Here is a 26,941-nt window from a genome sequence, read left to right as displayed (position 1 = left end):
ATTAGCCGACCAAGCCGTTGTCATTCCGCTTGATAGCGATGATCGAAGACCGTGGCGTTCCGCCATCGGGCCAATTGCTGCCGGGGTGTTGAATTCCGACGAACATTGTCCGCAGGTCGGTTGACCACGCGAGCCCAGTGACTTCGCACCCATTCGGACCCGTCATAAAGCGCGCGATCTCTCCGGTGATCGGATCACCAACCAGCATCTGGTTGTTCCCGTTTCCGGCAAAGTCCTCGGCGTTGTTGTCATTGCCGTCTGTCTGAATCCAGATCAGTCCGGTTGTGTCGATGACCATGCCATCCGGCGAATTGAACAGGTTGCCTTCATTGACATTGGGCGACCCGGCATAAGCATCCGTATGCACGGTTGGGTTGCCGGCCATGACGTAGAGATCCCATTCGAACGTATCTGCTGCGTGGTCGTCGTTGCTTGGGCGCCAGCGCACGATCTGGCCGTATTTGTTAGCCTCACGCGGGTTGGGTCCATTGACCGGGGTATCGTCGCCGCCTGCGTTTGGCTTGATGCCTCGGTTTTTGTTGTTGGTCAGGCAGCAATATGCCTCGACCGCAACCGGGCTGGAGGCAACCCATTCGGGGCGGTCCATGGTCGTGGCACCCACTTTCGAGGCCGCGAGACGCGTGAAGATCGAAATCTCTGCGGCGTCCATGTCTGTTGTTTCGGGCGTCAAAGGCAGCCATTCGCCCGACAGGTCGTCGTCGAACTTGGCTGCGTATAAGGTGCCGTCGTTCAGCAGGCTCTCGGTCTCGCCGCCCGGCTGATAGGTGCCGTTCGAGACGAACTTGTACAAGTACTCGCCCCGCTCATCGTCGCCCATGTAGACGACCACACGACCATCCGCGGCCAGAGTTACCTCGGCGTTTTCGTGCTTGAAGCGGCCCAGACCGGTATGCTTGACAGGTGTGCTGTCGGGTTTGGTCGGGTCGATTTCCACGATCCAGCCTACGCGGTGGGGTTCATTCGGGTTTTTCGACGTGTCGAAACGCGGGTCAAACAGTTCGTAGCCGTTCCAGCTTTTGGCTTTGACGCCATAGCGCGCATATCCGTCCGCGACCGGTTTATCGTAAACGGCGGTTTCATCGGACGATCCGAAATAGCCGTTAAAATTCTCTTCGCAGGTCAGGTAGGTGCCCCAAGGCGTTTTGCCTGCACCACAATTGTTCATGGTGCCCAGCGACGTCGTGCCAGTAGGGTCAGCCTTGGTTTTCAACAGGTCGTGACCAGCAGCGGGACCCACGATTTTCATAGGCGTATTGTGGTGGATGCGGCGATTGAACGGGCTGTCCTTTACCACAGACCATCCGTCAGCAGCCTCCTTGACCTCCATCACCGTAACGCCCTGAATGTTCTGCATTTTCAGAACGTCGCCTGCGTTGGCGGGAACACCTTCTTGCGCAGAGGGAAGGTTGATGCCGTTATTTGGGAACTCATGGTTGATCGCGATCAGTTCGTGACCCTGATATGAAAAGCTCTCCATCCCGTCTGTGTTTTCGCCAAAGATACGGTCGGATTTTTCAACCGGGCCACCGTCGGCGATGTCATAGCCATCCGCGTCCGAAAACAGCGGGTCGCCCCAGCGCATCAGCACCTTCCAGTCATACCCTTCGGGCACATGTACGGTCCCGTCGGTTTGCGCGGGAATAGGGGTGAAGGCAAAGCGCGAGGCCTCGACCGCCTGCGCCGATGTCGACCCCATTAGACCGGCGCCCATCGCCGCCGCGCCCGAGCCGAACGCCAGAACGCCACCCAGAAACCCTCGGCGAGAAATGGCGCTTTCGACAACGCGGTCAAATTCGTTTTCCTCGGGGCGGGGAAAGTGCAGTTCGTCCCAATCGTCTGCAGAGAGAGACATGCGATCAGCGTCTTTCATGGGGTGGCTCCTGGCTGTAAATGGATAGCTATGAAACGGACTTAGTGCCCCATTGTGACAGTGGAATAACGGTCCTGCAAATGTGTCTGTCCGGTCTTCTGTCAGGCCGACATTGCCAGATATATATGTTCCACCACACCGTAATTCCAACCAAAGCGCCGCAATTTGCAGCTTTGGTGCTTGTTCAGGCGCTTCAGGTTTTGGGGTGTTAATGGGCGCGCCTAACGCAAACGCTGCCCATTGGTGTCAAACCGATAAGCTTTGTCGGCGGTATAAGCGAATCGCAGTTCCTCGCCTTCGCTGATCGCGTGCTGGCCGAACAAGCGGGCGGTGACGGAATGGTCGTTGACCTTGGCGATAACGTTTGTATCGCCGCCCAGCTTTTCGACATGGCTGACGCGCGCTTTCAGCGGGCCGTCATCCGACAGAAATAGGTCTTCAGGCCGAATGCCGATGGTGTTTTGACCTTCGCCCAACATCCCCTCGGGCAAGAAATTCATTGACGGCGACCCAAGGAACCCGGCGACGAACTGGTTGGCGGGGTTGTTGTACAAGTCTATCGGAGTGCCGATCTGCTCAACCCGCCCGTCACGCAGCACGACGATCTTGTCGGCCAGCGTCATCGCCTCGGTCTGGTCGTGGGTGACATAGATCATCGAAGCATCAAGCGCGCGGTGCAGGTTTGCGATCTCGATCCGGGTGTTCATCCGTAGGGCGGCGTCCAGATTGGACAGCGGTTCATCGAACAGGAACAGTTTCGGCTCGCGCACAATAGCGCGCCCGATGGCGACGCGCTGCCTTTGACCGCCGGACAGTTCCGAGGGGTAGCGATCCAGATATTCCTCAAGGTTCAGCATCCGGCTGGCCGTGGCGACACGTTCCTCAATCACCGCTTTGGATTGTTTCTCTTGTTTCAAAGCCAGCGTCATGTTCCCACGCACGTTCAGATGGGGGTAGAGCGCATAGCTTTGAAAAACCATCGCGATCCCGCGTTTCGACGGCGGCACCAGATTGACCGTTTGCCCGTCGATATTGATCTCGCCCGAGGACGCATCTTCCAACCCTGCGATCACGCGCAGCAGGGTGGACTTGCCGCAGCCCGAGGGGCCGACGAAGACGACGAACTCACCTTCCTCCACCTCAAGCGAAATGTCTTTCAGGACATGAACCTCGCCAAAGGACTTGTTCACATTAGTCAGGGTCAGAGCGGTCATGTCGTGGGCTCCTTGAGCGAAACGGGCTGGCCGGTGCGGATGCTTTCATCGGCAGCCAGACAAATGGCAAGGGATTGGACGGCGTCATTCATATGGCGCGTCAGGTCGATATCGTCAGCGATGGCGCGCAGCATAAAGGCTTGTTCGGCGTCACACAGTTCCTGGTGGCCGGGCTCATCCGGCATGTCGACGGTACGGTCGCCGCCCGGCGTGTGGATCAGCAGGCCACCAACCTTGGTGTGCCCGTCGATATCCGCTGAAGCGCCCTTGTTGCCGTCGGTGATCGAGACCGAGCCGTTGGGCGAGACAATGTCTTTTACGAAAAACGCAGTCTCGGACATCATCGGGCCCCATCCGGCCTCGTACCAGCCGACCGATCCGTCGTCGAAGATCACCTGAAACTGGCCGTAGTTATACATGTCCTCGGCGATCTCATCAGACAGGCGCAGGCCCATGCCATGCACACGGACCGGCTGTGCATCAGTGATCTGGCACATCACATCCACATAATGCACACCGCAATCCACGATGGGCGAGGTGGTCTGCATCAGCGCCTTATGCGTCTCCCACTCCGCACCCGAGGATTGCTGGTTCAGGTTCAGGCGGAACACGTAAGGCCCGCCCAAATCGCGTGCTTCGGCAATCAAGCGCATCCACGAGGGGTGATGGCGGAGGATATAGCCCACGACCAGCTTTCGGTTCAGCCGTGTGGCGGTTTCCACCACGCGCCGCGCATCGGCGACATTGGTGGCCAGCGGTTTTTCTACAAAGACATGCGCGCCTGCCTCCATCGCGGCGCAGGCGAAATCGGCGTGGCTGTCGGAATAGGTGGCGACGACCACCAGATCGGGTTTGGTCTCGGCCAGCGCGGTCTGGAAATCCGAATAAGCGGGGTAGTGGCCCAGTTCGGGGTGGTCCACATGGCCCGACCGATTCACCAGCCCGACGATCTGTGCATTGGGGTGGTTATGTTGGGCCAGCGCGTGGCTCAGGCCCATATTCCCAAGGCCAGCGATCAGAACTTTGGTCATTTGACAGCTCCTGAAGTGATGCCGCGGATCAATTGGCGCGAGAAAATGACATAGAGGATCAGTACCGGCAGGATCGCCATGGACAGCGCCGATAGAACCGCGTTCCAGTCCGTAACGAACTGGCCGATGAAGACCTGACTGCCCAGTGTGAGCGTCTTGGTCTCTTCGGCCGGGGCAAGGATCAGCGGGAACCACAGATCATTCCAGATCGGGATCATGTTGAACACAGCCACGGTCGCCATCGCGGGCCGGACCAAAGGCAGCACCAGCCGGAAAAAGATCGTGTATTCCGACAGCCCGTCGATGCGCCCTGCGTTTTTCAGATCATCACTGACCTGTCGCATGAACTCGGACAGGATGAACACCGCCAGCGGTAACCCTTGCGCCGTGTAGACCAGTATCAGCGCCCACAACGTGTTCACCAACCCGGTCGCCACCATCATCTCAAGGATTGCCACGGTGCCGATGCGGATCGGGATCATGATCCCCAGCGCCAGATACAGCCCCATCACCAAATTGCCCTTGAATTGGTACTCCGACAGCGCATAAGCCGCCATCGCGCCGAACAGCAGAATAAAGAACAGCGACGCCACGGTGACGATCATCGAATTCTGGAAATAGAGGAAGAAATCCCCCTGCTTCATCACTGTCTCATACCCGATCATCGAAAAACTGTCGGCATTCGGCAGCGCAAGTGGTTCCCGAAAGATCGCGCGGCGGGATTTGAAGCTGTTGATCAGGATCACAAAGACCGGGAACAGGGCGATCAGCGTATAGAGGATCAGCGCCCCGTGCATTGCGGCGGTGTTGATCGGGTTATGGCGTGCTTTGTTCATTTCAGCCCCCTCACATCTGGTATCGGCGCATCCGGGTCTGGATGCCGAAGAGGTAAATACAGACGCCCACAAGGATGATCGCGAACATGGCCCCGGCGATGGCCGACCCCATATGCGGATCGCCCAGTTGCAACTGGAAGCCAAAGAAGGTGCGGTACATGAAGGTACCCAGAATATCGGTCGAGAAATCCGGCCCCGCCAGCGCGCCCTGCGCGGCATAGATCAGATCGAACGCGTTGAAGTTCCCCACGAAAGTCAGGATCGAGATGATGCCGATCGACGGCAGGATCAGCGGCAGCTTGATTTTCCAAAAGGCCGAGGCCCCGGTGATGCCGTCAATCTCTCCGGCCTCAAGGATTTCTTCGGGGATGGTCAGCAGGGCAGCATAGATCAGCATCATCGGGATGCCCACAAATTGCCAGACCGAGATCAGCGCCAGTGTGGTCAGGGCGTATTCCTCTTTCCCCAACCACGGTGCGAACAGGGATTTCAGGCCCACGGCATCCAACATCGAAGGTGCGATGCCCCAGATGGGAGACAGGATCAGCTTCCACGCAAAGCCAACGATCACAAAGCTCAGGATCGTCGGGATGAAAATTGCCGACCGGTACAGCGCCGAGAACCGCAGGCGTGGATGGCTGAGCAGCGCCGCCAATGCGATCCCGATGGGGTTTTGCACCAGCATATGGATCAGGAAGAACCAGAAATTGTTGCCTAAGGCGTTCCAGAACTGCTCGGACCAGATCGGATCGAAAAACAGGGTTTGAAAGTTCTGCAATCCAACGAACACGCGGCTTTGATCAATCTCTGTATACAGTGCCAGACGCAGCGTGTTGAACAGCGGGAAGATCATCACTGCCGTATAAACCAGCACGGCAGGTGCCAGAAATACAACGATATGCCAGCGGAAGCGGGGGCGGTTCATGGATCAGCTTTCAAAGGAGTAAAGGGTGTACCCGGTCGAACAGTTCCGCCCGGGTATGTGTCAGCTTACTGATGCGGTGCGTACCACGAGGCCAGACCCTCTTGCAGCCGTGCGCCTGCATCGGCGGGGCTTTCCGCGCCTTTGACGACCTGAGCCGCAGCGTTCCAGGTTTCGTTCTCAAGGTTCGGCGTGCCGCGCGACAGGATCTGATAGGTAGACCGGATTGTCGAGCCGCAGTCATTCCGCCAGCTTACAAATTCCTGCGCCAGCGGATCTTCCATCGCGATGTCGTGGCTCGACAGTGAGAAGAAGCCCGGCAGAGCGTTGGCATAGATCGTGGCGAATTCCGACGTGCCCATCCAGTCAAGGAAGGTGCGCGCTGCTTCGGCATTCTCCGACGCTGCGTTCAGACCCATCGCAATGTCCGTGTGGTCAGAGATGTAGCATCCGTCGCCCGCATTACGGACCGGGGGCTTGAACGCGCCCATTTCGAAATCGGCCTGTGCGTTGAAGCCCGAAATCTCCCACGAACCGGCCGGATAAATCGCGGCGCGTCCAAGGGTAAAGATGTTCTGGCTGTCGGGGTAGGTCTGTGCCTCAAACCCGTCGCCCAGATAGTCTTTCCAGCGCGCAATGGTCTCATACGGCTCGACCCACTGCGGATCGGTCAAGGACTGCTCGCCCGATATCAGCGCCAGACGGCCTTCTTCGCCCTTCCAGTAGTTGGGGCCGATATTCTGGTAGCCCATCGTGGCGGCTTCCCACTGGTCGTTGGTCCCCATCGCCATCGGAATATAGGTGCCGTCTTCCTTGAACTTGTCCAAAGCGGCAAAGAACTCGTCTTCCGTCGTGGGAACGTCGACACCCAACTCGGCAAAAGCGTCTTTGTTGTAGATGAACCCGTGGATCACCGATGCCATCGGCACGCAGAACGTGGCGGAGCCGTCATCGTTCTGCCATGCGGATTTCGCCACATCCGAAAAGTTGTCCATCGCACCCAGATCGCTCAGATCCGCCAGGTTTCCGTTTTCAAACAGCAAAAGCGACGTGTCGAAGGGGCGGCAGGTAATGAGATCGCCCGCAGAGCCAGCTTCCAGTTTTGCGTTCAGAACCGCGTTGTATTCCGCAGGGGCAGAGGGCGTGAAGTTCACCTTGATGCCCGGATTGGCGGCTTCGAATGCCGGGATGATCTTTTCCTGCCACAGCGTCAGGTCGTCGTTGCGCCAGCTTTCGATGGTCAGCGTCACGTCCTCGGCCAAGGCCGAAGTGGCCATAAGCGTTGTGCCCAATAGGGCAAGTTTCAGGCTTTTGCGTTTCATTGTATTCTCCCAGTTGGTTAGCAGTTGTTTTGTATTTCCAATGCGGTGCTCAGGATGCCGTTTGTCGCGTTCAGTTGTTCTGTTGCTTCGGCCAGAGACAGGCCGCGCGCTGCAATCAGAATTGCGGGCTTAACGTCGCCGTCAGCCGTTTCCAAAGCGGATTGTGCCGTGTCCGTATCCACTTCGGCGATCCGTGTAACGATGCCAGCGGCCCGTGCGCGCAGCTTGTCATTATCCGCGCGCAGGTTGACCATCATGCCCCGATATACGTGTCCAAGTTCCAGTGCCATTAGCGAAGACAGCATGTTCAAGGCGATCTTCTGCGCCGTTCCAGCACCCATGCGGGTTGATCCGGAAATCAGCTCTGGCGGTGTAGCCAAAAGGATCGGGATGTCGGCACCTTCCAGCAGCGGACTTTGCGCATTGTTGGCGATGCCGATGACGGTGGCCCCTTTTTCCCTGGCGATTTCACAGGCCGCTAATGTGTAAGGCGTGGAACCGCTGGCTGACACCGCGATAACTGTGTCTTTGGCCTGAAGGTCTTGCAGGTCATTTCTGAGGCCTTCGTCTTCATCTTCAGCCGCGCCGGGCATTTCCACGCCGGTCGGCAAGCCACCCGCCATGTGAATCCGCAACTGGCTTGCAGGGATCGAGAAGGTGCCCCCAAGCTCTTGCGCGTCGGCAGCGGCCATCAGGCCAGAAGAGCCCGCAGCGATATAATGGATCACGCCGCCAGAACGAATGGTATTTGCCATTGATTCCGCTCCGCCTGCTATGGCGTCCACCGCCTCAAGCGCGGTGTTTGCAGCAGCAACCTGCCCCGAAGCCAAAAGGCGGGCAGACAGCGTCAGGTCGCTGCGGTCAAGCCGCGTAGCTTCTTGATGCAGTTGTTCAGTCGACGGCAGCGTCAAGAGAATCCCCCATTGGTTTTCCTTACAATACCTATTCAATACCACTTGTCTATAATTTTCTTCCCACGCTCGGAAAAATGAGAAAATCTACAAAGGAAAGACAGAATTGGTTCAAATTGGTCTATTTTTGTCTTTCCTGACGGCAATAGGTATTATAATGGTATTGTCATGACTGAGTCTCGAAATAGTGCCGTTTTGGCCGTTGATGGGGGTGGAACGCGGTGCCGTGTTGCCTGTGACATGGAGGGTGCCGTCCATTCAGTAGAAACCGGACCAGCCAATGTTTCGAGCGATTTTGAGGGCGCGATTAAGCAGATCAACATCGGATTTGAACGGTTGGCCAAAAGTGTGGGCTGCAGAACGGATGACATGCTGCACTGGCCGTCCTTCGTTGGGCTGGCCGGCGTGACGGACGCCGGGATAGCGTCCCGATTGCGCGTGTCTTTGGGATTGGCGCAGGCACGGATTAAGGACGACCGACCTGCGGCCCTACGCGGTGCCTTGGGCGCGCAGGACGGTTTGATTGCACATTGCGGCACGGGATCGTTTCTTGCGGCGCAGATGGATGGAGAAATGCGGTTTGCCGGGGGGTGGGGGCCTGTTTTGGGTGACGAAGCCTCGGCTCAGTGGGTTGGTCGCCGCGCCCTGACCGAGTCATTGAATGTGATGGACGGGGTCGAGGAGGAAACCGGCTTGACGCGCAAGCTGTTGGATCGCTTCGACGGTACGGCCGGTATTGTCGGCTTTGCCGGGACTGCAACGCCTGACCAATTCGGCGCGCTCGCGCCCGAGGTGACTGCGGCTGCGCGTGAAAACGATGCGATCGCCAAGCGGATCATGCAGGCAGGGGGCGATTACATAGCGTCGATGGCAGCGAAATTGGGCTGGCGTCCGGATCAGGCGTTTTGCCTGACAGGAGGGATCGCGTCGCATTACGCAGATTACTTGCCACCGGAGATGCAGTCTGCCGTGCTTGCCCCTTTGGCGGAACCTTTGGTCGGAGCATTGGAATTGGCGAAGGAGATTCAGCATGAGCATAACTGATTTCCTGCGTGCAGACCTGTGGCTTTCGCCCGAAAACGGCCCGCGATACGTTCAACTGCGACGCAGGTTGCAGGAAGGGATCGACAAGGGTGTGCTTGCCCCCAATTCGTCGTTGCCGTCCGAACGTGAATTGGTGGAAATCACCGACTTGTCTCGGGTTACTGTGCGCAAGGCGATACAAGAACTTGTGCAGGAAGGCGTTATTGAGCAGCGACAGGGGTCGGGTTCTTTTATTCGCGAACGCGTTCCAAAGGTCGAACAATCTCTGACCCACCTAACATCGTTCACCGAGGATATGTCGACCCGTGGTATGAAAACCGCGTCCAAGTGGCTTGAGCGCGGAGTTTTCGCACCGACTGCCGAAGAAATCAGTGCGCTGAACCTGTCGGAGGGTGAACAAATTGCCCGCATCTACCGATTGCGAGAGGCCGATGGTCGACCCCTTGCGCTTGAACGCGCGGCGTTGCCTTTGGATATCCTGCCTAATCCGATTGAGGTGACAACCTCACTCTACGAAGTTCTCGAAGGTCTGGGGCGTCGTCCGGTGCGGGCGGTTCAAAAAATCTCGGCACTCAACCTTGCTGCGCGCGAGGCTGAGTTGCTGGAAGTTCCCGAAGGTGCTGCCGGTTTGAATATCGAGCGCATCTCATTTCTCAAGAACGGGCGGGTCGCAGAACTGACCCGGTCGTTGTATCGCGGTGACGCCTACGACTTTGTGGCCGAGCTACGGTTGTAACCGGAAGGACCGGAAATTCATGTCAGAAACTACTTCGAAAATGCGCCAGGAGATTCTGGAAATCCCTGCGGCGGTTGACAGATTGCTGTCCCAAGGCGCGCAGGACATCCAGAATGCCGCTCAGGTTTTCAGCGAGGCTGATCCGCGCTTTCTGATCACGGTGGCGCGCGGATCGTCTGATCACGCGTGCAGCTACATCAAATATGCCAGCGAGCTGTTGCTGAACCTTCCCGTCGCTTCGGTCGGGCCATCGGTCAGTTCGATCTACGGGGTTGAGTTGCAGGCAAAAGGCGCGGTCTGCCTGTCCGTTTCGCAGTCCGGGCAAAGCCCGGATATTGTGGACCTTGCGCGCTCGTTGGGTCGGTCAGGTGCTGCTACGGTCGCGATCACCAACGACACCAGCTCTCGGTTGGCCGAGGTCGCCGGTGCCGTCCTGCCGTTGCACGCAGGCCCCGAGTTAAGTGTAGCTGCCACCAAAACCTTCGTGACATCGCTGGTTGCCGGGCTTTGGCTGCTGGCAGAGGTCAAGCGCGATGCAGACCTTCTGAAGGCCATACATGCCTTGCCGCCGCTGCTTGAAAAGGCCGCTCGTTGCGATTGGTCTGCCGCGGCTGACACGATCACCGGAAGGTCATTGTTTACCCTTGGGCGGGGCCCTTCCTTTGCAATCTCCAGCGAGGCAGCGTTGAAGATCAAGGAAACTTGCCAGATTCACGCCGAAAGCTATTCGGTGGCCGAAGTTCTGCATGGGCCGGTCTCGATCGTAGAGGAAGGCTTCCCGGCTATCGTGTTCGCCGCAAGTGACGCGGCCGAGCAAGCAACGGCTGAAGCCGCCGATGCATTGGCAGGGAAGGGCGCGGCTGTCTTTGCAACTACGGAAAAAGTCACGCAGGCCGGCCCGCTTCCGGTCGTCAAGACCGGCCATTGGATCACCGACCCGATCACCGCGATCACCGCTTTCTATGGTATGGTTGAATCCGTGGCCAGCGCCCGCGGGATTGACCCCGATGCGCCGCGGCATCTGAAGAAAGTGACTGAGACGGTATGACAAATAACACGGTAACCTTCCGTAACGGTCCCATCTTCGACGGTAACCGTTTGCTGTATGACCACGCGATCACCTTCCGGGATGGGGAGGAAGGTGAAATCCGGCCCGAGTCTGATGCCGTTGGTGGTGAAGTTGTCGACCTGAAGGGCGATATTCTAAGCCCCGGCTATTGCGACCTGCAAGTCAATGGCGGCGATGGGATCATGTTCAATGACAACCCCTCGGTCCAGACTGTTCAACGCATTGCGGCGGCTCACCGGCGTTTGGGCGTTGTGTCGCTGTTGCCCACATTGATTACGGATACGGCAGAGAAAACGCAGGCAGCAATTGAAGCGACCGTGCAGGCGGTTCGCGAAGGTGTATCGGGTGTGGCCGGGCTGCATCTGGAGGGGCCTCACTTGTCGGTAGCGCGCAAAGGCGCCCATGACGCGGATCTGATCCGGCCAATGGACGACACGGATTTGGCCGCGCTGATCGCCGCGGCAGACGCGCTGCCCTGTCTGATGGTCACGGTTGCGCCCGAGGCCGTGACCGAGCAGCAAGTCGCCGTGCTCCATGACGCTGGGGTGCTGGTATCTCTGGGTCATAGTGATGCGGATTTCGCGACGTGTCAGCGTTATGCGGCGGCTGGTGCGCGGTGCGTGACGCATTTGTTCAACGCCATGAGCCAGCTTGGAAACCGCGAACCCGGTCTGGTGGGGGCTGCGCTGGCAAATGGCGGGCTTTCCGCCGGTTTGATCGCTGATGGAATTCACGTGCATCCCGAAGTCATGCGGGCTGCATGGGCGGCCAAGACGTCTCCGGGGCAGATATTCCTTGTCAGTGACGCGATGGCTGTTGCGGGCACCGACCTGACCGCGTTCGAGTTGGAGAGCCGCAGGATCACGCGGACAAACGGGAAACTCACGCTTGAGGATGGCACATTGGCCGGTGCAGACTTGGATTTGACGACGGCCATTCGCGTTTTGGTCACGCAGGTTGGTGTACCCTTGCCGCAAGCTTTGGCTGCGGCGACGTCCTATCCATCGCAATTGATCGCGCATTCTGGTGCGCAGCAGCTTCGGTATGCGTCGATGATCCGTATCTCGGCCACGCTGGATTCGTGTGATTGGCTGCCGCAGCGGGATTGATCAACATCGCCCGGCACAGTCCGATTTCCGGGCCCACCCCGGCATGGATGACCCGATTGAACCTATATCGGATGAAATCGAAATCAGCCCAAGAACTGCGCTTGACGGCACCTTGCGCATCGCTTAAACCGACCTCCGCTGAGCGGGCGTCGTATACTGGCTATTACCTCAGCCTTCCAAGCTGATGAAGCGGGTTCGATTCCCGCCGCCCGCTCCAAATCAGCCCAAATCTCTGCGTCAAAAGGCCCTGTGAAGGCCCAAAATCTGGTGCTTTGCTTGACCCCAACTGTTCCTGCGGTCAAGAAGCGTTCACCCAAGTGCGAACACGATATAAGGCCCAGACATGGCAAGATCCGACGCCGCCAAGCCCGCAGGAAATTCCGCCCCCAGCGCGACCGAAGAGCGTGCGCGCTCACGGAAGATAGGCGTTCTTGGGTCTTTGTGGCCCTTTATGAAACCCTACCGATTGCTCATGGCGGGGGCAGGGCTTGCCTTGGTTTTGACGGCTAGCATGACCCTGACCTTGCCCCTGGCGGTGCGGCGCGTGGTTGACAATTTTCGGATCGAAGATGGCGAGTTGCTCGACTGGTATTTTCTTGCCGCGCTTGCAATTGCCGCTGTTCTGGCTGTCGGGACGGGCATCCGCTATGCGCTGGTTACCAAGTTGGGCGAACGCGTGGTGGCGGATATTCGCAAGGCGGTTTTCGACCGGGTAATCGGGATGAGCCCCGAGTTCTATGAACGTATCATGACGGGGGAAGTCCTAAGCCGAATTACGACGGACACGACGCTGATTCAGTCCGTAATCGGTTCATCGGTTTCCATCGCTCTGCGGAACATGCTGATGTTTTTCGGTGGGCTGGTCCTGATGCTTTTGACCTCGGCCAAGCTGACGGGAATGGTGTTGCTGTTGATCCCGCTGGTCGTGGTTCCGATTCTGGTGCTGGGCCGTCGTCTGCGGGTGATCAGCCGCGAAAATCAGGATTGGATCGCCGCCTCATCCGGTAATGCAGGCGAGGCGTTGACGGCCGTTCAGACTGTGCAGGCCTTCACCCATGAACAGGCCAGTCGCCAGCAGTTTGGTGAGATGACCGAGACCTCGTATATCGTGTCGCTGCGCCGTATTCGCACACGCGCCGTGCTGACCGTGATTGTGATCTTTCTGGTGTTCTCCGGCATTGTCGGGGTGTTGTGGATGGGGGCGAATGACGTTCGCAACGGTGTGATGACGGAAGGTGTTCTGATCCAGTTCGTTATCTACTCAATCATAATGGCGGGTTCGGTCGCCGCCCTATCCGAGATCTGGAGCGAATTGCAGCGCGCGGCTGGTGCGACCGAGCGTTTGGTTGAATTGCTGAACGCGCAGGACACCGTGACCGATCCCATATCCGCCTCTCACTTGCCGACGCCTGTGCGGGGCGAGATTAACTTTGATCAGGTTACATTCCACTATCCTGCGCGACCCGATGTCGTGGCGCTGGATCACCTGTCCCTTTCGGTCAAACCAGGTGAAACTGTTGCGTTCGTGGGGCCGTCGGGTGCTGGGAAGACGACGGTCATTCAGATGATCCAGCGTTTCTATGACCCGGATTCAGGCCGTGTCAGCCTTGATGGTGTTGACTTGCGCGATCTGGACAGGAGTGATTTTCGCAGCCACATGGCCCTTGTGCCGCAAGACCCGATCATCTTTGCGGCGTCGGCCCGCGAAAATATTCGCTTTGGGCGTCTGGACGCTTTTGACGCCGAAGTGGAATCTGCTGCCCGTGCTGCCGCTGCGCATGACTTCATCTCGGCCCTCCCGGAAGGGTATGACAGTTTCGTTGGCGAACGGGGTGTGATGCTGTCAGGGGGGCAGAAACAGCGTATTGCCATCGCGCGGGCAATCCTGCGAGATGCGCCAGTTCTGTTGCTGGACGAGGCAACCTCGGCGCTGGATGCCGAAAGTGAGCGTGCGGTTCAGGGGGCGGTCGATCAGATGCGCGCGGGTCGGACGACGTTGATCGTGGCCCACCGCTTGGCAACGGTCAAAAAGGCAGATCGGATCATTGTGATGGAAGCTGGGCAGATCGTGGCGCAGGGTACCCATGATGATCTGGTCGCCCAGGACGGGCTTTACGCGCGTTTGGCGCGGCTGCAGTTTACCGATGGAGTCGCCGCAGAATAAAATGACGTCGGGGCAGTATTGAACACTCCGCTGCGTCACGCTGCTTAATTGCACATTTTTTGGCTATGCGCCTGCTTGCGCGTACACGGTTTTGCTTCCATCCTACGGTGGACTTAAAACTCGTGCGTGACGCGGGAAGCAATCAGGGAGGTGCCGCATGGCCTTTGTCGGAGTGGAAGACAAGCTAAAACTGGAGCAGGAAATGCCGTGGGAGGATCGGGACGTTCCGGTCACATTCCACCAACTGCTGTCCCGGACTGCGGGTAAGTTTCCCAATAACAACGCGATCAGTTTTCAACTGATGTCCGGTCCGACGGACAAGGCCGAAACGCTGACGTGGTCTGAATTGCTTGGAAAGGTCAACCAGGCGGCGAACCTGTTCCGTTCGTTGGGTGTGGGTGAAAAGGATGTGGTGGCCTATATCCTGCCCAATTGTAATGAGACGCTGATCACTATGATGGGTGGTGCAGTGGCAGGGATCGTGAACCCGATCAACCCGCTGTTGGAACCCGAACAGATCGCGGCCATTTTGCGCGAAACCGGTGCCAAGGTTGTTGTCACGCTGAAGTCTTTTCCCAAGACGGATGTGGCGCAAAAGGTCGAAGAGGCCGTGCGCCATGCGCCCAAGGTCAACACCATTCTTGAAATTGACCTGAACCGTTATCTGACGCCTCCCAAATCATGGCTGGTTCCGTTCCTGCGCCCCAAGATGGGCGACAAGGAACATCTGGCCCACGCGAACTATAAAAATTTCAACAAAGAGCTGGCAAAGCAGCCCACGACCCTGACCTTCGAGGACAGCAAGGAAGACCGCGTCGCCTGCTATTTCCACACCGGCGGAACCACGGGTATGCCGAAGGTGGCGCAGCACAAGTATTCTGGCCTGATTTACAATGGCTGGCTGGGCGGCACGCTGCTGTTTACGGACAAGGACGTGGTGATGTGTCCATTGCCGATGTTCCACGTGTTTGCGGTTCACGTGATCATGATGTCCGCTGTGTCTTCGGGAGCGCATGTGGTGTTCCCGACACCTGCCGGATATCGCGGCGACGGCGTGTTCGACAATTTCTGGAAACTGATCGAGCGTTGGAAAGTCACGTTCATCATTACCGTGCCCACCGCGATTGCCGCAAAGATGCAGCGCCCGGTGGATGCCGATATCTCGACCGTGAAAACTGCGTTCTCGGGCTCGGCCCCGCTGCCGGTAGAGCTGTTCCGCCGCTTCGAGGAAGCGACCGGTGTGACCATCATCGAAGGTTATGGCCTGACCGAGGCGACTTGTCTGGTGTCCTGTAACCCGACAGATGGAGAGAAGAAGATCGGTTCGATCGGGATTCCGTTCCCCTATACGGATGTCAAAATCCTGAACGATGGACAGGATGGGCCAGCGGAAGCCGCCCCTAACGAGATCGGTGAGATCTGTATCTCGAACCCAGGTGTCTATGCCGGCAACACCTATACCGAAGCCGACAAGAACGTGGATCTTTACCACTTTGACACATATCTGCGCACCGGCGATCTGGGTCGTTTCGACGAGGACGGTTATCTGTGGATCACAGGCCGCGCCAAGGACCTGATCATCCGTGGCGGTCACAATATCGACCCCGCCGAAATCGAAGAGGCGCTGCTGGGACATGATGCCGTTGCCTTTGCCGGTGCCATTGGACAGCCCGATGCCTATGCGGGAGAGGTACCCTGTGCCTTTGTCGAACTAGTCGAGGGCGCCTCGGTTACCGAAAAGGAGCTGTTGGAATATTGCGACGTCCATGTTCACGAACGTGCGGCGCAGCCCAAGCACATGACCATTCTGGACGAGCTTCCCAAGACCGCAGTTGGCAAGGTGTTCAAACCCGAACTGCGCAAACAGGCAATCACACGTATCTATAACGGCGCGCTGGAAAAAGCAGGCGTCGATGCCCGCGTTGTATCGGTGATTGACGACAAAAAGCGCGGGCTGGTTGCACAGCTTGACGCGAACGGTTCCTCGGACGACGATGTCAGCAAAGTGCTGGGCTCTTTCACCCAGCCATGGGAATGGGCTGTCTGATCGCGGAGGGGACATGGATTATGAACGCCTGATTGACGAAGAAACCTGGGCGTTCATAAGACGTACCGCCGAAAGCTATCCCGATGACGCGGTCGAGCTGTCGATTGACGACCAGCGCCGCGTCTATGACGCGATGTGTCAGGACTTTCGCCAACCGCGTCCCGCGGGGGTAGAAACAGAAGACAGGCATGCCGACGGCGTGCCTGTTCGCGTCTATGCTGCAGGCGATCCCACACGAACGGTAGTTTACCTGCATGGGGGCGGCTTTGTCGTAGGCGGCTTGGACAGCCACGATGATGTTTGCGCCGAGATTTGCGCGCAAACTGGTTATCGGGTTGTCTCAGTGGATTACCGGCTGTGCCCGGAACATGTTCATCCCGCCCAATTTCAGGACGCCTGGACTGCAGTGAATTGGGCTGCAACGGAATTCGGGGATGCGCTGGTACTGGCCGGAGACAGCGCCGGAGGGAATCTGGCAGCGGCTGTCGCTCATCACGCGCGCGGACGTTTGGATATGATTCTGGGGCAGGTGCTGATCTATCCCGGTCTGGGCGGGGACCGGTCGAAGGGGTCGTATCTTGAACATGCCCATGCGCCGCTTTTGACGCTGGAGGATATCGTCTTCTATGAAAAGGTGCGGTGCGGCGGACCAGCGCCGCAGGATGATCCGACCTATGCTCCGTTGCACGATAGCGATTTCTCAAACCTGCCGCCGACTGTGGTCGTAACGGCAGACTGCGATCCGTTGCGCGATGACGGGCCAGACTATTGCGCCCGGATCACCGAGGCCGGCGGCAAAGCACACTGCATCAACGAAGCGGGGCTGGTGCACGGCTATCTACGGGCGCGAACCTCGGTCAAGCGTGCCGCGGACAGTTTTGAGCGGATATCCGTGGCGATCGAAGCGCTGGGTCAGCAGATATGGCCTTATGACTGATTACTTGAGGAATGGCTGTGCCTTCATGGTCTCGGCCACGGGCGTGCCCATCCGGGTCAGGATCGTAGGGGCAAGTTGAAGCTGGTCGATGACCACATCCGCCTCGGGGCCTTCTGCATCGCCGAAATAATACAGCGCCGTTTCCTGCTGCAATGGGCTGCGGCCTCCGTGGTGGCCACGTTCATCTTGGCCATGGTCGGCCGTGACGATCACCTCGTATCCTAGTTGCCGCCAACGGGGGATGAAAGGGGCCAGCATCTCGTCCATGACAAAACAGGCGTGGTCCATTTCCTCGCTTTCATGGAAAAAGCGATGTCCCATGCTGTCCAGCGTGCAGGTGTGCAGGATGCCGTAATCCAGCCCGAAGCGCAGGCACATGTTGGTGAGCTGGGCAAATAGGTCTACGTCGCAGGGCGTCATCTGGTTGGCCTTGCCATAGCCGGTCATGGTGTGAAACCGACCATGATTGATCGTCTTGCTGTCCGGTTCATCATATTCAACGTCGCGCACGTAATCGAACGGGTGGCGGTTGAAGAATTGCGACCAATAGCTGTGGGTGACGGCCCCGGTGATGCCCCCGGCCTCGCGCACCTGACTGAACACGTCCTTGTGACTCAGGCGGAAGACATTGCCGTTGCCGGTGCACCCATGTTCCTGTGGAGTGACGCCCGTGTGGATCGAGGCATAGCAACTGGCCGAGGTCGATGGCAGCACCGAACGCAGCTTCCAGACCCGCGCCTCACCACTCTCGACCCAGCCCTCAAGATTGCCGAACAAGCGGCGGAAATTGCGCCACGGCACACCGTCAAGAATGATGAGGAGGAGTTTGCGGTCCATGGTCCGGCCTTTTCGTTAGTTCTTTGGGTGAGCCTAGGGGATTCGCCCCGGATAAGCCGCCCATTCCCGTCCCAAATAGCAAAATCCCGACACCTGTTTGTGACACGTGCCGGGATTTCATGAGTGTTTTTTGCGGGATCAGTTCCCCGCGCTTTCCATTTTGCGGTGGGCGACAACCTCTTCCAACCAGCCCAGATGCATCTCGGGGACCGAGCTGAGCAGAAGGTCGGTATAGTCGTCGAACGGTGGGCTCAACACTTGTGACTTAGGGCCGTAACGGACCACACGGCCCTGATACATCACCGCGATACTGTCGCTGATCGCGCGGACCGTCGCCAGATCGTGCGTGATGAACAGATAGGCCACATCCTCGATCTTTTGCAGGTCCAGCAGCAGTTTCAGGATGCCATCTGCCACCAGCGGGTCCAGTGCCGAGGTCACCTCATCACAGATGATCATCTTGGGCTTGGCCGCCAGAGACCGGGCGATACAGACACGCTGTTTCTGCCCGCCCGACAGTTCCGCCGGATAACGGTCGATGAACTTTTCGCCCAGCTCGATCTCATCCAGCAGTTCGATGATCCGCTTGCGCTTTTCCGCGCCGCGCATGTTGAAATAGAACTCTAGCGGGCGACCGATGATGGTCCCGACAGTCTGACGCGGATTCATCGCAACGTCGGCCATCTGGTAGATCATCTGCAACTCGCGCAGGTCCTCGCGGGTGCGACCCTTAAGGTCTGCCGACAGCTTGCGCCCGGCAAAGGTGATCTCACCATCGCGCGGCGGCAGAAGGCCGGTGATCACCCGCGCCAGCGTCGACTTGCCCGAGCCGGATTCACCCACAACCGCCAGCGTCTGCCCCGGGTGAAGCTCGACATTGACGTTGTGCAGCACGTCGAAATTCAGCCCCTTATAGCGCGCGGTGATGCCGTCAACGCTCAGCACCGGTTCAGGTGTGGGTTTTTTCTCTTCGTGTTCGATCGAGCGGACCGAGACCAGAGCCTTGGTATACTCTTCCTGCGGGTTGTTGATGATCTGGTCGGTATTGCCGTACTCGACCGTATTGCCCATGCGCAGAACCATGATGTCGTCGCTGACCTGCGCGACCACGGCAAGGTCGTGCGTGATATAAAGCGCGGCAACACCGGTATCCGCGATGGCTTCTTTGATGGCCATCAGAACGTCGATCTGGGTGGTCACGTCCAACGCCGTGGTGGGTTCATCAAACACCACCAGATCGGGTTCGGGACATAGCGCCAAAGCAGTCATACAGCGCTGTAGCTGACCGCCTGACACCTGGTGCGGATAACGCTCACCGATATTGTCGGGGTCGGGCAGACCCAGCTTGGCAAACAATTCCCGCGCGCGTTTTTCGGCTTCTTTGCGGCTGAACTTCTTCTGTTCCACCGCAGCCTCGACCACCTGATCCATGATCTTCTTGGCGGGGTTGAAGGACGCCGCTGCAGATTGAGACACGTAAGTAACCTCACCCCCGCGCAGCTTTCGGATATCGCCGTATGAGGTCTTCAGGATGTCACGCCCGTTGACCCAAACCTCACCGCCTGTGATCTGCACACCGCCCCGGCCATAGGCCATCGAGGCCAGACCGATGGTTGACTTACCAGCGCCGGATTCTCCGATCAGCCCCAGCACCTTGCCGCGTTCGAGGTCAAAGCTGACCCCGTGCACGATCTCGATGTCATGGGGTTTTTCACCCGGCGGATAAACGGTCGCGCCGATCTTGAGGTCGCGGACCTTGAGAAGGGTATCACTCATCCCCGGCCTCCTTTCAGCGATGTGGTGCGGTTCAAGACCCAGTCAGCCACCAGGTTGACCGAGATCGCCAGCGTTGCGATGGCCACAGCCGGGTATAGCGCCGCGCCGATGCCATAGACGATACCGTCCTTGTTTTCCTTCACGATCCCGCCCCAATCGGCCAAGGGTGGTTGAACACCCAAGCCAAGGAACGACAGTGTCGACACAAAGAGAACCGCAAAGATAAAGCGCAGACCTAGTTCCGCAACCAGCGGTGACAAAGCGTTGGGTAGGATTTCGCGGAAGATGATCCACGATTGGCCTTCACCGCGCAGTTTTGCGGCCTCGACATAGTCCATCACAGCGATATCTACCGCGACCGCACGGGCCAGACGATAGACGCGGGTGGAATCCAGCAGCCCCATAACCAGGATCAGAACTGGGATGGTCACGGGGACCATCGCCAGAACGACCAGCGCGCTGATCAGCGTCGGGATCGACATGATCAGATCGATGGTCCGCGACATGACCTGATCGGCCCAGCCACCCAGTACGGCAGCCAGAAACCCAAGGATTGAGCCGGTTACAAAGCTGAGGATCGTCGCAGCCGTAGCGATAAAGATCGTCGTCCGCCCGCCATAGATCATGCGGCTGAGAAGGTCGCGCCCGATATTGTCGGTGCCAAGCCAGAACTGAGAACTCGAAGGCTCCCACACGTCGCCCACGACCTCGGCCATGCCATAAGGGGCCAGCAGGGGCGCAAGTAGAGCGATGATGAAGTAGAGGGCTGTGAAGGCCAGCCCGATCATTGCAGAGATTGGGATGTTCTTCATTTCGGATGCCTCAGCCTTGGGTTGGCAAGAATGGCAACGATGTCGGCAACCATGTTCAACCCGATATAGATCGCGGCAAAGATCACGCCGCAGGCCAGAACCACCGGAACGTCACGCTTGGTCACGTGATCCACCAGATACTGTCCCATGCCGGGGTAGACGAACACCACCTCGACCACGACGACGCCGACCACCAGATAGGCCAGGTTCAGCATCACCACGTTGACAATCGGCGCGACCGCATTGGGCAGCGCGTGGCGGTAGATGATCTTGAAATTCGTCAGCCCCTTCAGTTCAGCAGTCTCGACATAGGCCGACTGCATCACGTTCAGGATCGCCGCGCGTGTCATCCGCATCATATGCGCAAGGACCACCAGCGTCAGAACGATAACAGGCAATGCGATCGAGTTCAGCTTTTGGCCCAGCGTCATGCTGTCATTGATCATCGCAAGCGGTGAGAACATGCCCAGCTTCACAGCCACGAAATAGACCAGAACGTAGCCGATCAGGAATTCGGGGATCGAGATCGTGGTTAAGGTGACCGCCGAGATCAGCTTGTCGGGCCAGCGGTTGCGGTAGCGCACGGCCAGCAGGCCCAGAAAGATAGCAAGCGGGACGGATATAACCGCCGCCCAGAATGCAAGAAACAGGGTATTGCTCAGACGGCCGCCGACGGATTCGGCAATGTCGAGCTTGTTGGTCAGGGATTGTCCCAGATCACCTTGAACAAGGCCCCCCAGCCATTCGAAATAGCGGGTCAGCGCAGGCCGGTTCAGGCCCATCTCTTCGCGTAGGTTTTCAAGGGCTTCTGGGGTTGCGGACTGCCCCAGGACGGCTTGCGCGGCGTCTCCGGGAAGGGCTTCGGTCATGCCAAAAATCAGGGCCGAAGCGCCGAGCAGCAAAAGGAGTCCCAGCGCCAGGCGCTGGGAAACCAGTTTCAATATAGGATGCATAAATCCGTGACCCGTATCAGGCGAACCACATCTTACGAGAAACGTTGCCGTTCATCATCTCTTGGGTCGGATCGGAATCCCACCCGGCAAGCTGGTTGCTGATGCCTTCGACAAAGTCGTTGAACATCGGGCAGATCAGGCCGCCTTCGTCGCGGACCATCTGACCCATCTGGCTGTAGATGTCCTTACGCTTGTCGTTATCCAGCTCTGCACGGGCCTGGAACAGCATCTCGTCAAAGGCCGGGACCTTGAAGCGCGTGTCGTTCCAATCCGCTGTCGACAGATACGCGGTTGCGTACATCTGATCCTGCACCGGACGGCCACCCCAGTACGAGGCGCAGAAAGGCTGTACGTTCCAGACTTCGGACCAATAGCCGTCATTGGGCTCGCGCTTGATTTCCAGCGGGATACCAGCTTGCGCTGCGGTCTGCTGGAACAGCGCCGCCGCGTCGACAGCACCGGGGAAGGCGCCGTCTGCAACACGCAGAATGATCGGCGAGCCGTCATGGCCGGACTTCTTATAGTGCTCGGCCGCTTTTTCGAGGCTGAATTCACGCTGCGGGATCGAACCATCGAACAGCGGATAGGCCGCGTTGATTGGCATGTCGTTCCCGATGGTGCCATAGCCACGCAGAACTTTGTCCACCAGTTCCTGACGATTGATTGCGTGCTTAAGTGCCAGACGCAGCTCATTCTGGTCGAACGGTGCAGTGTCGCAATGCATGATGAACACATAGTGCCCACGACCGGCCGTCGAGTGTACGGTCAGGTTGGGCGCACGACCCAGCAGGTCTGCGACTTTGGGCTCGACTCGGTTGATCGCGTGAACCTGACCGGATTGCAGCGCAGCGGTACGCGCAGTGGCATCGTTGATGACGACCACTTCGACGCTGTCGAAATTGCCGAAATCCGGGTTCCAGTGGTTGGCGAACTTCTTGAACACGTGGCGCACGCCGGGCTCATCGACTTCCAACTGGTATGGGCCGGTGCCGATACCCGCGCCTGGGTTGTCCATGCCGCCATCGGGCTGAACGATCAGGTGATAATCGGCCATCAGGTAAGGAAGGTCGGCGTTCGGTTCGGTCAGCGTGACCTGGAAGTTGTCGCCATCGGCCTTCATCGACTCGATGCCCTTCATGATGCCCAAAGCACCAGACTTGGAGTCTTCGTTCGAATGGCGCTCCATCGTCTTCAGCACGTCTTCGCTAGTCATGGTTTTGCCGTTATGGAATTCCACGCCCTGACGCAGCTTGAAGGTCCAGACCTTAGCGTCGGCGCTGCCTTCAACGCTTTCAGCAAGGCGCGGTTCGATCGAGCCGTCAGGCGCAACTTCGACCAGTTGGTCGCCGAATTGCTTGCCGTTTTGGAACGGAACCGAGCTTGCATAGGTTGCCGGATCAAGCGAGTTGGTCAATTCGCCGCCTTGCAGACCAAATTTCAGATCACCGCCTTTTTTCGGGCCTGCCGCGCGTGCAGCATCTGCGAACAGTGTGCTGGCCATCGCTGTCGATACACCCAAGGCCGCAGCTTTCCCCATGAATTCGCGGCGGGTCAGCTTGCCCGCTGTGACCTCTTTGGTCATGTGAGTGAGTTGTTCGTTCATCCAATGATCTCCCAATTGGTTGGATATTTTTGGCCCTTTGCGGGCTTTTATTGACGCATGAGTCAAGTTAGGCGCAATTCGCGCTTCTGAGCAAGGATAAATGTCTTACCTTTTCAGCCCGAAAAATTACATCTGGTTGCGCGGTATGGTATCCTCCAGTTCCTTCGAAAACACCTCAACCTCCCCCTCATAGGCTGTCAATTTCGCCCTGAGGAAGAAACTAGTGTGATCTGACCACATTAGACAGGATGTTTCGGTTCGCAATTCAATACCGTCCCGCTGCAATTCCTGCGTCCAGAGGCAATGCCCTTTGGCTGAAAGAGGGTCATCCGGGTGGATCGACCAGCATTCGTAAGCGGTTCCGCCATTTGTCAGGCCGTGGTGATTGTCCTTTGTCAGGCCAAAGTCATCTTCGATGATCAGGCGGGTCTCAACTGTGTTCATATCCGTTTCGACACGTCTGTTGTTTTGGGCCTTGCGTAGGATGGTGGCGTCACGCGGCGCCTCGGATTCGGGGGGCGGGAAAACATATTCATCTGTTTCTGTCGGACGAACAGGGATCGAGACTTCGCCCTTAGTCAGATGTAGTTCAACCGGCTCCGGCGACGGCCAGATCAAGGGCCAATAGGCACTTGAAACAGCCATGCGTAGGCGGTGACCTTTCGGAACCCGATAGGCGATGTGGTCCAGATCCAGCGTGACATCATACGCGACGCCGGGGGACAAGGGGGCAGGTTGGGCATGGCTGTCGCGATGGGACAGATTTAACACGCCATATGTGATGCGCGTAGAGGCCCCGTCCGGGTGCAGGTGATTCAGACGTATGGCAACCTGCGCCTGAGGTCGGTCTGCGCTGATCCGCAACCGAATGCGGGGTGCACCGACGATATCAAGATCCGCCCCCAATGGTTCGCCGTCAAAACAGGCGGACATGGCATCGTCTGTACGCTGGTCACCTGGCATGTCCGGACCAAGCCAGATGGCGCAATACTCACCGCTTTCCATGCCGCATGTCTGAGGCGAACGGACCCTGACATCCATAGGACCCGACGCGCCCATTCCGGAATCGGTCAGGTGCCAATCTTGCGTCGGCAAATGGGATGTGGCGCCTTCATTCTCAGCGATCCAGCGCCCGGGGCGGTCGTTGTACCAGCGTTGCGGGCGAACCCCGTCCATCAGATACGCGCGGTAATCCGGGTCGCTCTCAACCCCGGTATCTGCATCTTTCAGCCAGTGGTCCCACCAGCGCAACGCTTCTTGTAGAAACCCGATCCGGGGTTCGGGCACGGCGAAATGCGGGTACTTGTGGACCCAAGGCCCAACGATGCCTTTGGCCGGGGACTTCAACTGCTCAACCAGCAAGGGAACCGTGTTTTTGTACGCGTCGCCCCAGCCCCCGACGGCCAAAGTCGCAGCTTGGATCGCGCTGAAGTCCTCGCAAACCGAGCCATGCTGCCAATACGCATCCCGCGTTTGATGGCGGAGCCAAACCGAGGGCAGGAACGGTTCATTCTCAAGCCGGTCCAGCCAAAGTTGACGCCAATTCGGGCGTAAGGCCGGATCGGGCGCGCGCGAAGAATAGGACCACATTGTCGCGCCCCATCCGAGGTTTTCATTCAGCAGGCAACCGCCCTTGTAATGGATGTCATCCGCATAGCGATCAGCCGTCGAACAGAGCGTGATGATCGCCTTCAGCGCCTCGGGCTGCATGGCCGCGACCTGCAATGCATTGAAGCCGCCCCAACTGATACCCATCATGCCGACGCTGCCCGTGCACCAAGGCTGTTTCGTCAACCATTCGATCGTCGCGACTGCATCGTCCAGTTCCTGCTGGGTATATTCATCTTCCATCAGCCCTTCGCTGTCGCCATTGCCGCGCATGTCGACACGAATACAGGCGTAACCGCGTTTGGCAAACCAGGGATGGGTCAGCGCGTCGCGTGTCGCGGTCCCGTCGCGTTTGCGATACGGTAAAAATTCCAGAATGGCGGGAACGGGGGTCTCGGTAGCTTTTTCGGGCATCCAGATTCGCGCCGAAAGGCGGCAACCGTCCGGCATGTGAATGCCGACATCCGGCAGATCCTGAATATCGTACAGCGTATTGGGATTGGGCGTCATTGTCTCAGTCTCAGCGTCTTTGATTTTCTCGGTCCATTGAAAATCGTCAAACTATGTGCGGATTGCGACAAGCAAGTCCATTACGTTTGTCCCGGTCGGACCCGTAACCAGCAAGGCCCCAACCTGATCCAGATAGCTGCCGCTATCGGCGTTTTTCAGAAATTCTTCCGCTGTTGGATTCCAGGTGGCCCCATCAATCACGGCCCCCGCTGCGTTTGTCGGGCCGTCCGTTCCATCAGTGCCACCAACCACTATCGTTATGCCAGGAATGCCCGAAACCTCTTTGGCCAAGGCCAGCGCCAGCGCCTGATTGCGCCCACCGCGTCCGGGTTTTTTGGGCAGAACAACCGTTGGTTCTCCGCCAAAGACCATGACGCCTTTCGGCATGTCGCGCAGACGTTGTCCCAACTGACTTGCGACGCTCAGATAGTCATCGTGCAAGCATTCTTCATTCGCAATCACATCGCAGCCTTCTGACTTTGCGGCAGCAACCGCAGCAGCCCGGGCAATGGCGTTAGAGGCCACGATCTGAGTCGAGGCTTGAAACTTTGGCGCGTCGGGCAATGCACCAATTCCCGACCCGATGACATTCAGGTCATCGCCGGGCACGTCAGAAATCGCAAGTACAGTCGCCCTGTCGCCGCGAAAATGCGAGAGAAGCCCACCGCCCTTGATGCGCGACAGCTTGCGACGCTCGGCGTTCATGGCCGTTATGTCCAGCCCTTCAGACAGCAGCTTTTGGTTCAACTGCTCCAAATCAGCAAGCGTTTTGCCGGGGACAAGATCGTCGGCAAGCGAGGATGCACCGCCTGACACCAACAGCAGCAAATGCGAGGCAGGGCCCATCGCTTCTACCGCCTCACGTAGGGCGCGGCCCCCGTCAAGGCTGCGAGAATTCGGCACGGGGTGTGCGGCTTCTATAATCGTCACATGGTCAGGCAGATCGCGTCCGTGATCATCTTTGGTGACAACCAATGTCGGTTTAGGCCCAAAATGTTCCAGCGCGGCTCGCGCCATCGCTGCGGCGGGTTTCCCAACGGCCAGAATTTGATCGGGTGCCGCAATGCTGTCCAAGACTGCTGTGGTCGCCGCGTGCCCGCCGACTGCATCCACACCGGCTTGCCAGATGCGAATTGCACGTTGTTTTTGATCCATCAGCTTTCTACCCAAATCGTGACGGGGCCATCATTGACCAGCTCCACTGCCATATCCGCCCCGAACTGCCCTGTTTCCGTAGGAATCCCGAGACTACTCAACTTTGCAGCGAACACCTCGTACAGATGCTTACCAAGCTCAGGCGAGGCAGCTTCTGAGAACCCGGGACGATTTCCGCGCGATGTGTCAGCGGCCAGCGTGAACTGACTGATCACAAGAGCGGATCCGCTAATATCCAGAACGGACCGGTTCATCTTGCCTGCATCATCCTTGAATATGCGTAGCTTGGAGATTTTGGTCGCAAGCCGCTGTGCAGACGCCTCGTCATCTTCCTGCATTGCACAAACAAGCACCATGAGGCCGGGGCCAGTTCGACCAATCACGTCGCCATCCACCGAAACCTTGGCGTGAGAGACCCGTTGTAATACTGCGCGCAATCTGTTTCTCCAAAATG

At 58.1% G+C, this 26,941-nt stretch carries 22 protein-coding genes and 1 tRNA gene; 8 read left to right on the top strand and 15 right to left on the bottom strand.

The genetic code is table 11. From position 1 onward, the window contains the following. Position 1: 1 nt before the first annotated feature. The 7 genes from ACT2B1_RS14155 to ACT2B1_RS14125 all read right to left on the bottom strand — a co-directional run bounded on the left by ACT2B1_RS14155 (position 2) and on the right by ACT2B1_RS14125 (position 8,127). On the bottom strand, positions 2-1,891 hold the full coding sequence (locus ACT2B1_RS14155; protein ID WP_481667981.1) for a PhoX family protein: 1,890 nt from the start codon (positions 1,889-1,891) through the stop codon (positions 2-4). Positions 1,892-2,112: 221 nt separating this feature from the next. Next, entirely contained in the window at positions 2,113-3,105 is a 993-nt protein-coding gene (locus ACT2B1_RS14150; protein WP_481667980.1) for an ABC transporter ATP-binding protein, read from the bottom strand. Then, positions 3,102-4,136, bottom strand: a complete 1,035-nt coding sequence (locus tag ACT2B1_RS14145) for a Gfo/Idh/MocA family protein (RefSeq protein ID WP_481667979.1) — start codon at positions 4,134-4,136, stop codon at positions 3,102-3,104. Before ACT2B1_RS14145 ends, ACT2B1_RS14150 begins: the two co-directional genes overlap by 4 nt. Continuing rightward, positions 4,133-4,972 carry a carbohydrate ABC transporter permease gene (locus tag ACT2B1_RS14140; protein ID WP_170384640.1) on the bottom strand — a complete coding sequence of 280 codons (840 nt, stop codon included), beginning with the start codon at positions 4,970-4,972 and terminating at the stop codon, positions 4,133-4,135. Before ACT2B1_RS14140 ends, ACT2B1_RS14145 begins: the two co-directional genes overlap by 4 nt. 10 nt (positions 4,973-4,982) lie before the next feature. Continuing rightward, a complete protein-coding gene (locus tag ACT2B1_RS14135; protein ID WP_171120388.1) occupies positions 4,983-5,897 on the bottom strand; it encodes a carbohydrate ABC transporter permease in 915 nt (304 codons plus the stop codon). Between the two features lie 65 nt (positions 5,898-5,962). Then, positions 5,963-7,216, bottom strand: coding sequence for an ABC transporter substrate-binding protein (locus tag ACT2B1_RS14130; protein WP_171120389.1), 1,254 nt, complete (start codon positions 7,214-7,216; stop codon positions 5,963-5,965). A 17-nt stretch (positions 7,217-7,233) separates the two neighbouring features. Beyond that, positions 7,234-8,127, bottom strand: coding sequence for an N-acetylmuramic acid 6-phosphate etherase (locus tag ACT2B1_RS14125; protein ID WP_171239642.1), 894 nt, complete (start codon positions 8,125-8,127; stop codon positions 7,234-7,236). Between the two features lie 168 nt (positions 8,128-8,295). Between ACT2B1_RS14125 and ACT2B1_RS14120 the strand changes: the two genes are divergently transcribed. The 8 genes from ACT2B1_RS14120 (at position 8,296) to ACT2B1_RS14085 (ending at position 17,233) form a co-directional block, all read left to right on the top strand. Continuing rightward, positions 8,296-9,171, top strand: coding sequence for a glucosamine kinase nucleotide-binding domain-containing protein (locus ACT2B1_RS14120; protein ID WP_481667978.1), 876 nt, complete (start codon positions 8,296-8,298; stop codon positions 9,169-9,171). After that, positions 9,158-9,907 carry a GntR family transcriptional regulator gene (locus tag ACT2B1_RS14115; RefSeq protein ID WP_171120395.1) on the top strand — a complete coding sequence of 250 codons (750 nt, stop codon included), beginning with the start codon at positions 9,158-9,160 and terminating at the stop codon, positions 9,905-9,907. The genes ACT2B1_RS14120 and ACT2B1_RS14115 overlap by 14 nt, the downstream gene beginning before the upstream one ends. A 19-nt stretch (positions 9,908-9,926) precedes the next feature. Continuing rightward, the gene (locus tag ACT2B1_RS14110; protein ID WP_481667977.1) at positions 9,927-10,955 is read left to right on the top strand and encodes an SIS domain-containing protein; all 1,029 of its coding nucleotides are present in this window, start codon (positions 9,927-9,929) and stop codon (positions 10,953-10,955) included. Continuing rightward, the gene (nagA, locus tag ACT2B1_RS14105) at positions 10,952-12,085 is read left to right on the top strand and encodes an N-acetylglucosamine-6-phosphate deacetylase (protein WP_171120399.1); all 1,134 of its coding nucleotides are present in this window, start codon (positions 10,952-10,954) and stop codon (positions 12,083-12,085) included. Before ACT2B1_RS14110 ends, nagA begins: the two co-directional genes overlap by 4 nt. Before the next feature lie 142 nt (positions 12,086-12,227). Next, positions 12,228-12,302 (top strand) — tRNA-Gly (locus tag ACT2B1_RS14100). 126 nt (positions 12,303-12,428) lie between these two features. Next, the gene (locus tag ACT2B1_RS14095; RefSeq protein ID WP_171239646.1) at positions 12,429-14,249 is read left to right on the top strand and encodes an ABC transporter transmembrane domain-containing protein; all 1,821 of its coding nucleotides are present in this window, start codon (positions 12,429-12,431) and stop codon (positions 14,247-14,249) included. A gap of 157 nt (positions 14,250-14,406) precedes the next feature. Then, positions 14,407-16,296: an acyl-CoA synthetase gene (locus ACT2B1_RS14090; RefSeq protein WP_171120403.1), complete on the top strand. Its 1,890-nt coding sequence runs from the start codon at positions 14,407-14,409 to the stop codon at positions 16,294-16,296. A 13-nt stretch (positions 16,297-16,309) separates the two neighbouring features. Further along, the gene (locus ACT2B1_RS14085; RefSeq protein WP_171120405.1) at positions 16,310-17,233 is read left to right on the top strand and encodes an alpha/beta hydrolase; all 924 of its coding nucleotides are present in this window, start codon (positions 16,310-16,312) and stop codon (positions 17,231-17,233) included. Here ACT2B1_RS14085 and ACT2B1_RS14080 read toward each other — a convergent pair whose 3' ends face one another. From ACT2B1_RS14080 to dtd, 8 genes are all read right to left on the bottom strand, one after another. After that, complete coding sequence (locus tag ACT2B1_RS14080) at positions 17,234-18,070, bottom strand: alkaline phosphatase family protein (RefSeq protein ID WP_171120407.1); 837 nt, start codon at positions 18,068-18,070, stop codon at positions 17,234-17,236. A 138-nt stretch (positions 18,071-18,208) separates the two neighbouring features. Beyond that, entirely contained in the window at positions 18,209-19,846 is a 1,638-nt protein-coding gene (locus ACT2B1_RS14075) for an ABC transporter ATP-binding protein (RefSeq protein WP_171120409.1), read from the bottom strand. After that, complete coding sequence (locus tag ACT2B1_RS14070; RefSeq protein ID WP_481667976.1) at positions 19,843-20,658, bottom strand: ABC transporter permease; 816 nt, start codon at positions 20,656-20,658, stop codon at positions 19,843-19,845. The genes ACT2B1_RS14075 and ACT2B1_RS14070 overlap by 4 nt, the downstream gene beginning before the upstream one ends. Continuing rightward, the gene (locus ACT2B1_RS14065; RefSeq protein ID WP_171120413.1) at positions 20,655-21,611 is read right to left on the bottom strand and encodes an ABC transporter permease; all 957 of its coding nucleotides are present in this window, start codon (positions 21,609-21,611) and stop codon (positions 20,655-20,657) included. Before ACT2B1_RS14065 ends, ACT2B1_RS14070 begins: the two co-directional genes overlap by 4 nt. Positions 21,612-21,627: 16 nt before the next feature. Continuing rightward, a complete protein-coding gene (locus tag ACT2B1_RS14060) occupies positions 21,628-23,214 on the bottom strand; it encodes an ABC transporter substrate-binding protein (protein ID WP_481667975.1) in 1,587 nt (528 codons plus the stop codon). 126 nt (positions 23,215-23,340) lie between these two features. Beyond that, on the bottom strand, positions 23,341-25,332 hold the full coding sequence (locus ACT2B1_RS14055; protein ID WP_481667974.1) for a CocE/NonD family hydrolase: 1,992 nt from the start codon (positions 25,330-25,332) through the stop codon (positions 23,341-23,343). A 51-nt stretch (positions 25,333-25,383) separates the two neighbouring features. Continuing rightward, the gene (locus tag ACT2B1_RS14050) at positions 25,384-26,487 is read right to left on the bottom strand and encodes a glycerate kinase type-2 family protein (RefSeq protein ID WP_481667973.1); all 1,104 of its coding nucleotides are present in this window, start codon (positions 26,485-26,487) and stop codon (positions 25,384-25,386) included. Continuing rightward, positions 26,487-26,924, bottom strand: a complete 438-nt coding sequence (gene dtd, locus ACT2B1_RS14045) for a D-aminoacyl-tRNA deacylase (RefSeq protein WP_171239650.1) — start codon at positions 26,922-26,924, stop codon at positions 26,487-26,489. Before dtd ends, ACT2B1_RS14050 begins: the two co-directional genes overlap by 1 nt. Positions 26,925-26,941 lie beyond the last annotated feature (17 nt).

The sequence above is a fragment of the Ruegeria sp. S263 genome (assembly GCF_056780525.1).
This window is presented reverse-complemented; position numbering and strand designations above follow the sequence as displayed.

Excerpts from the sequence above, each read along its gene's own strand:
- ACT2B1_RS14155 (WP_481667981.1), bottom strand. The coding sequence starts at position 1,891 with ATGAAAGACGCTGATCGCATGTCTCTCTCTGCAGACGATTGGGACGAA.
- ACT2B1_RS14150 (WP_481667980.1), bottom strand. The coding sequence starts at position 3,105 with ATGACCGCTCTGACCCTGACTAATGTGAACAAGTCCTTTGGCGAGGTT.
- ACT2B1_RS14145 (WP_481667979.1), bottom strand. The coding sequence starts at position 4,136 with ATGACCAAAGTTCTGATCGCTGGCCTTGGGAATATGGGCCTGAGCCAC.
- ACT2B1_RS14140 (WP_170384640.1), bottom strand. The coding sequence starts at position 4,972 with ATGAACAAAGCACGCCATAACCCGATCAACACCGCCGCAATGCACGGG.
- ACT2B1_RS14135 (WP_171120388.1), bottom strand. The coding sequence starts at position 5,897 with ATGAACCGCCCCCGCTTCCGCTGGCATATCGTTGTATTTCTGGCACCT.
- ACT2B1_RS14130 (WP_171120389.1), bottom strand. The coding sequence starts at position 7,216 with ATGAAACGCAAAAGCCTGAAACTTGCCCTATTGGGCACAACGCTTATG.
- ACT2B1_RS14120 (WP_481667978.1), top strand. The coding sequence starts at position 8,296 with ATGACTGAGTCTCGAAATAGTGCCGTTTTGGCCGTTGATGGGGGTGGA.
- ACT2B1_RS14115 (WP_171120395.1), top strand. The coding sequence starts at position 9,158 with ATGAGCATAACTGATTTCCTGCGTGCAGACCTGTGGCTTTCGCCCGAA.
- ACT2B1_RS14110 (WP_481667977.1), top strand. The coding sequence starts at position 9,927 with ATGTCAGAAACTACTTCGAAAATGCGCCAGGAGATTCTGGAAATCCCT.
- nagA (WP_171120399.1), top strand. The coding sequence starts at position 10,952 with ATGACAAATAACACGGTAACCTTCCGTAACGGTCCCATCTTCGACGGT.
- ACT2B1_RS14095 (WP_171239646.1), top strand. The coding sequence starts at position 12,429 with ATGGCAAGATCCGACGCCGCCAAGCCCGCAGGAAATTCCGCCCCCAGC.
- ACT2B1_RS14090 (WP_171120403.1), top strand. The coding sequence starts at position 14,407 with ATGGCCTTTGTCGGAGTGGAAGACAAGCTAAAACTGGAGCAGGAAATG.
- ACT2B1_RS14085 (WP_171120405.1), top strand. The coding sequence starts at position 16,310 with ATGGATTATGAACGCCTGATTGACGAAGAAACCTGGGCGTTCATAAGA.
- ACT2B1_RS14080 (WP_171120407.1), bottom strand. The coding sequence starts at position 18,070 with ATGGACCGCAAACTCCTCCTCATCATTCTTGACGGTGTGCCGTGGCGC.
- ACT2B1_RS14075 (WP_171120409.1), bottom strand. The coding sequence starts at position 19,846 with ATGAGTGATACCCTTCTCAAGGTCCGCGACCTCAAGATCGGCGCGACC.
- ACT2B1_RS14070 (WP_481667976.1), bottom strand. The coding sequence starts at position 20,658 with ATGAAGAACATCCCAATCTCTGCAATGATCGGGCTGGCCTTCACAGCC.
- ACT2B1_RS14065 (WP_171120413.1), bottom strand. The coding sequence starts at position 21,611 with ATGCATCCTATATTGAAACTGGTTTCCCAGCGCCTGGCGCTGGGACTC.
- ACT2B1_RS14060 (WP_481667975.1), bottom strand. The coding sequence starts at position 23,214 with ATGAACGAACAACTCACTCACATGACCAAAGAGGTCACAGCGGGCAAG.
- ACT2B1_RS14055 (WP_481667974.1), bottom strand. The coding sequence starts at position 25,332 with ATGACGCCCAATCCCAATACGCTGTACGATATTCAGGATCTGCCGGAT.
- ACT2B1_RS14050 (WP_481667973.1), bottom strand. The coding sequence starts at position 26,487 with ATGGATCAAAAACAACGTGCAATTCGCATCTGGCAAGCCGGTGTGGAT.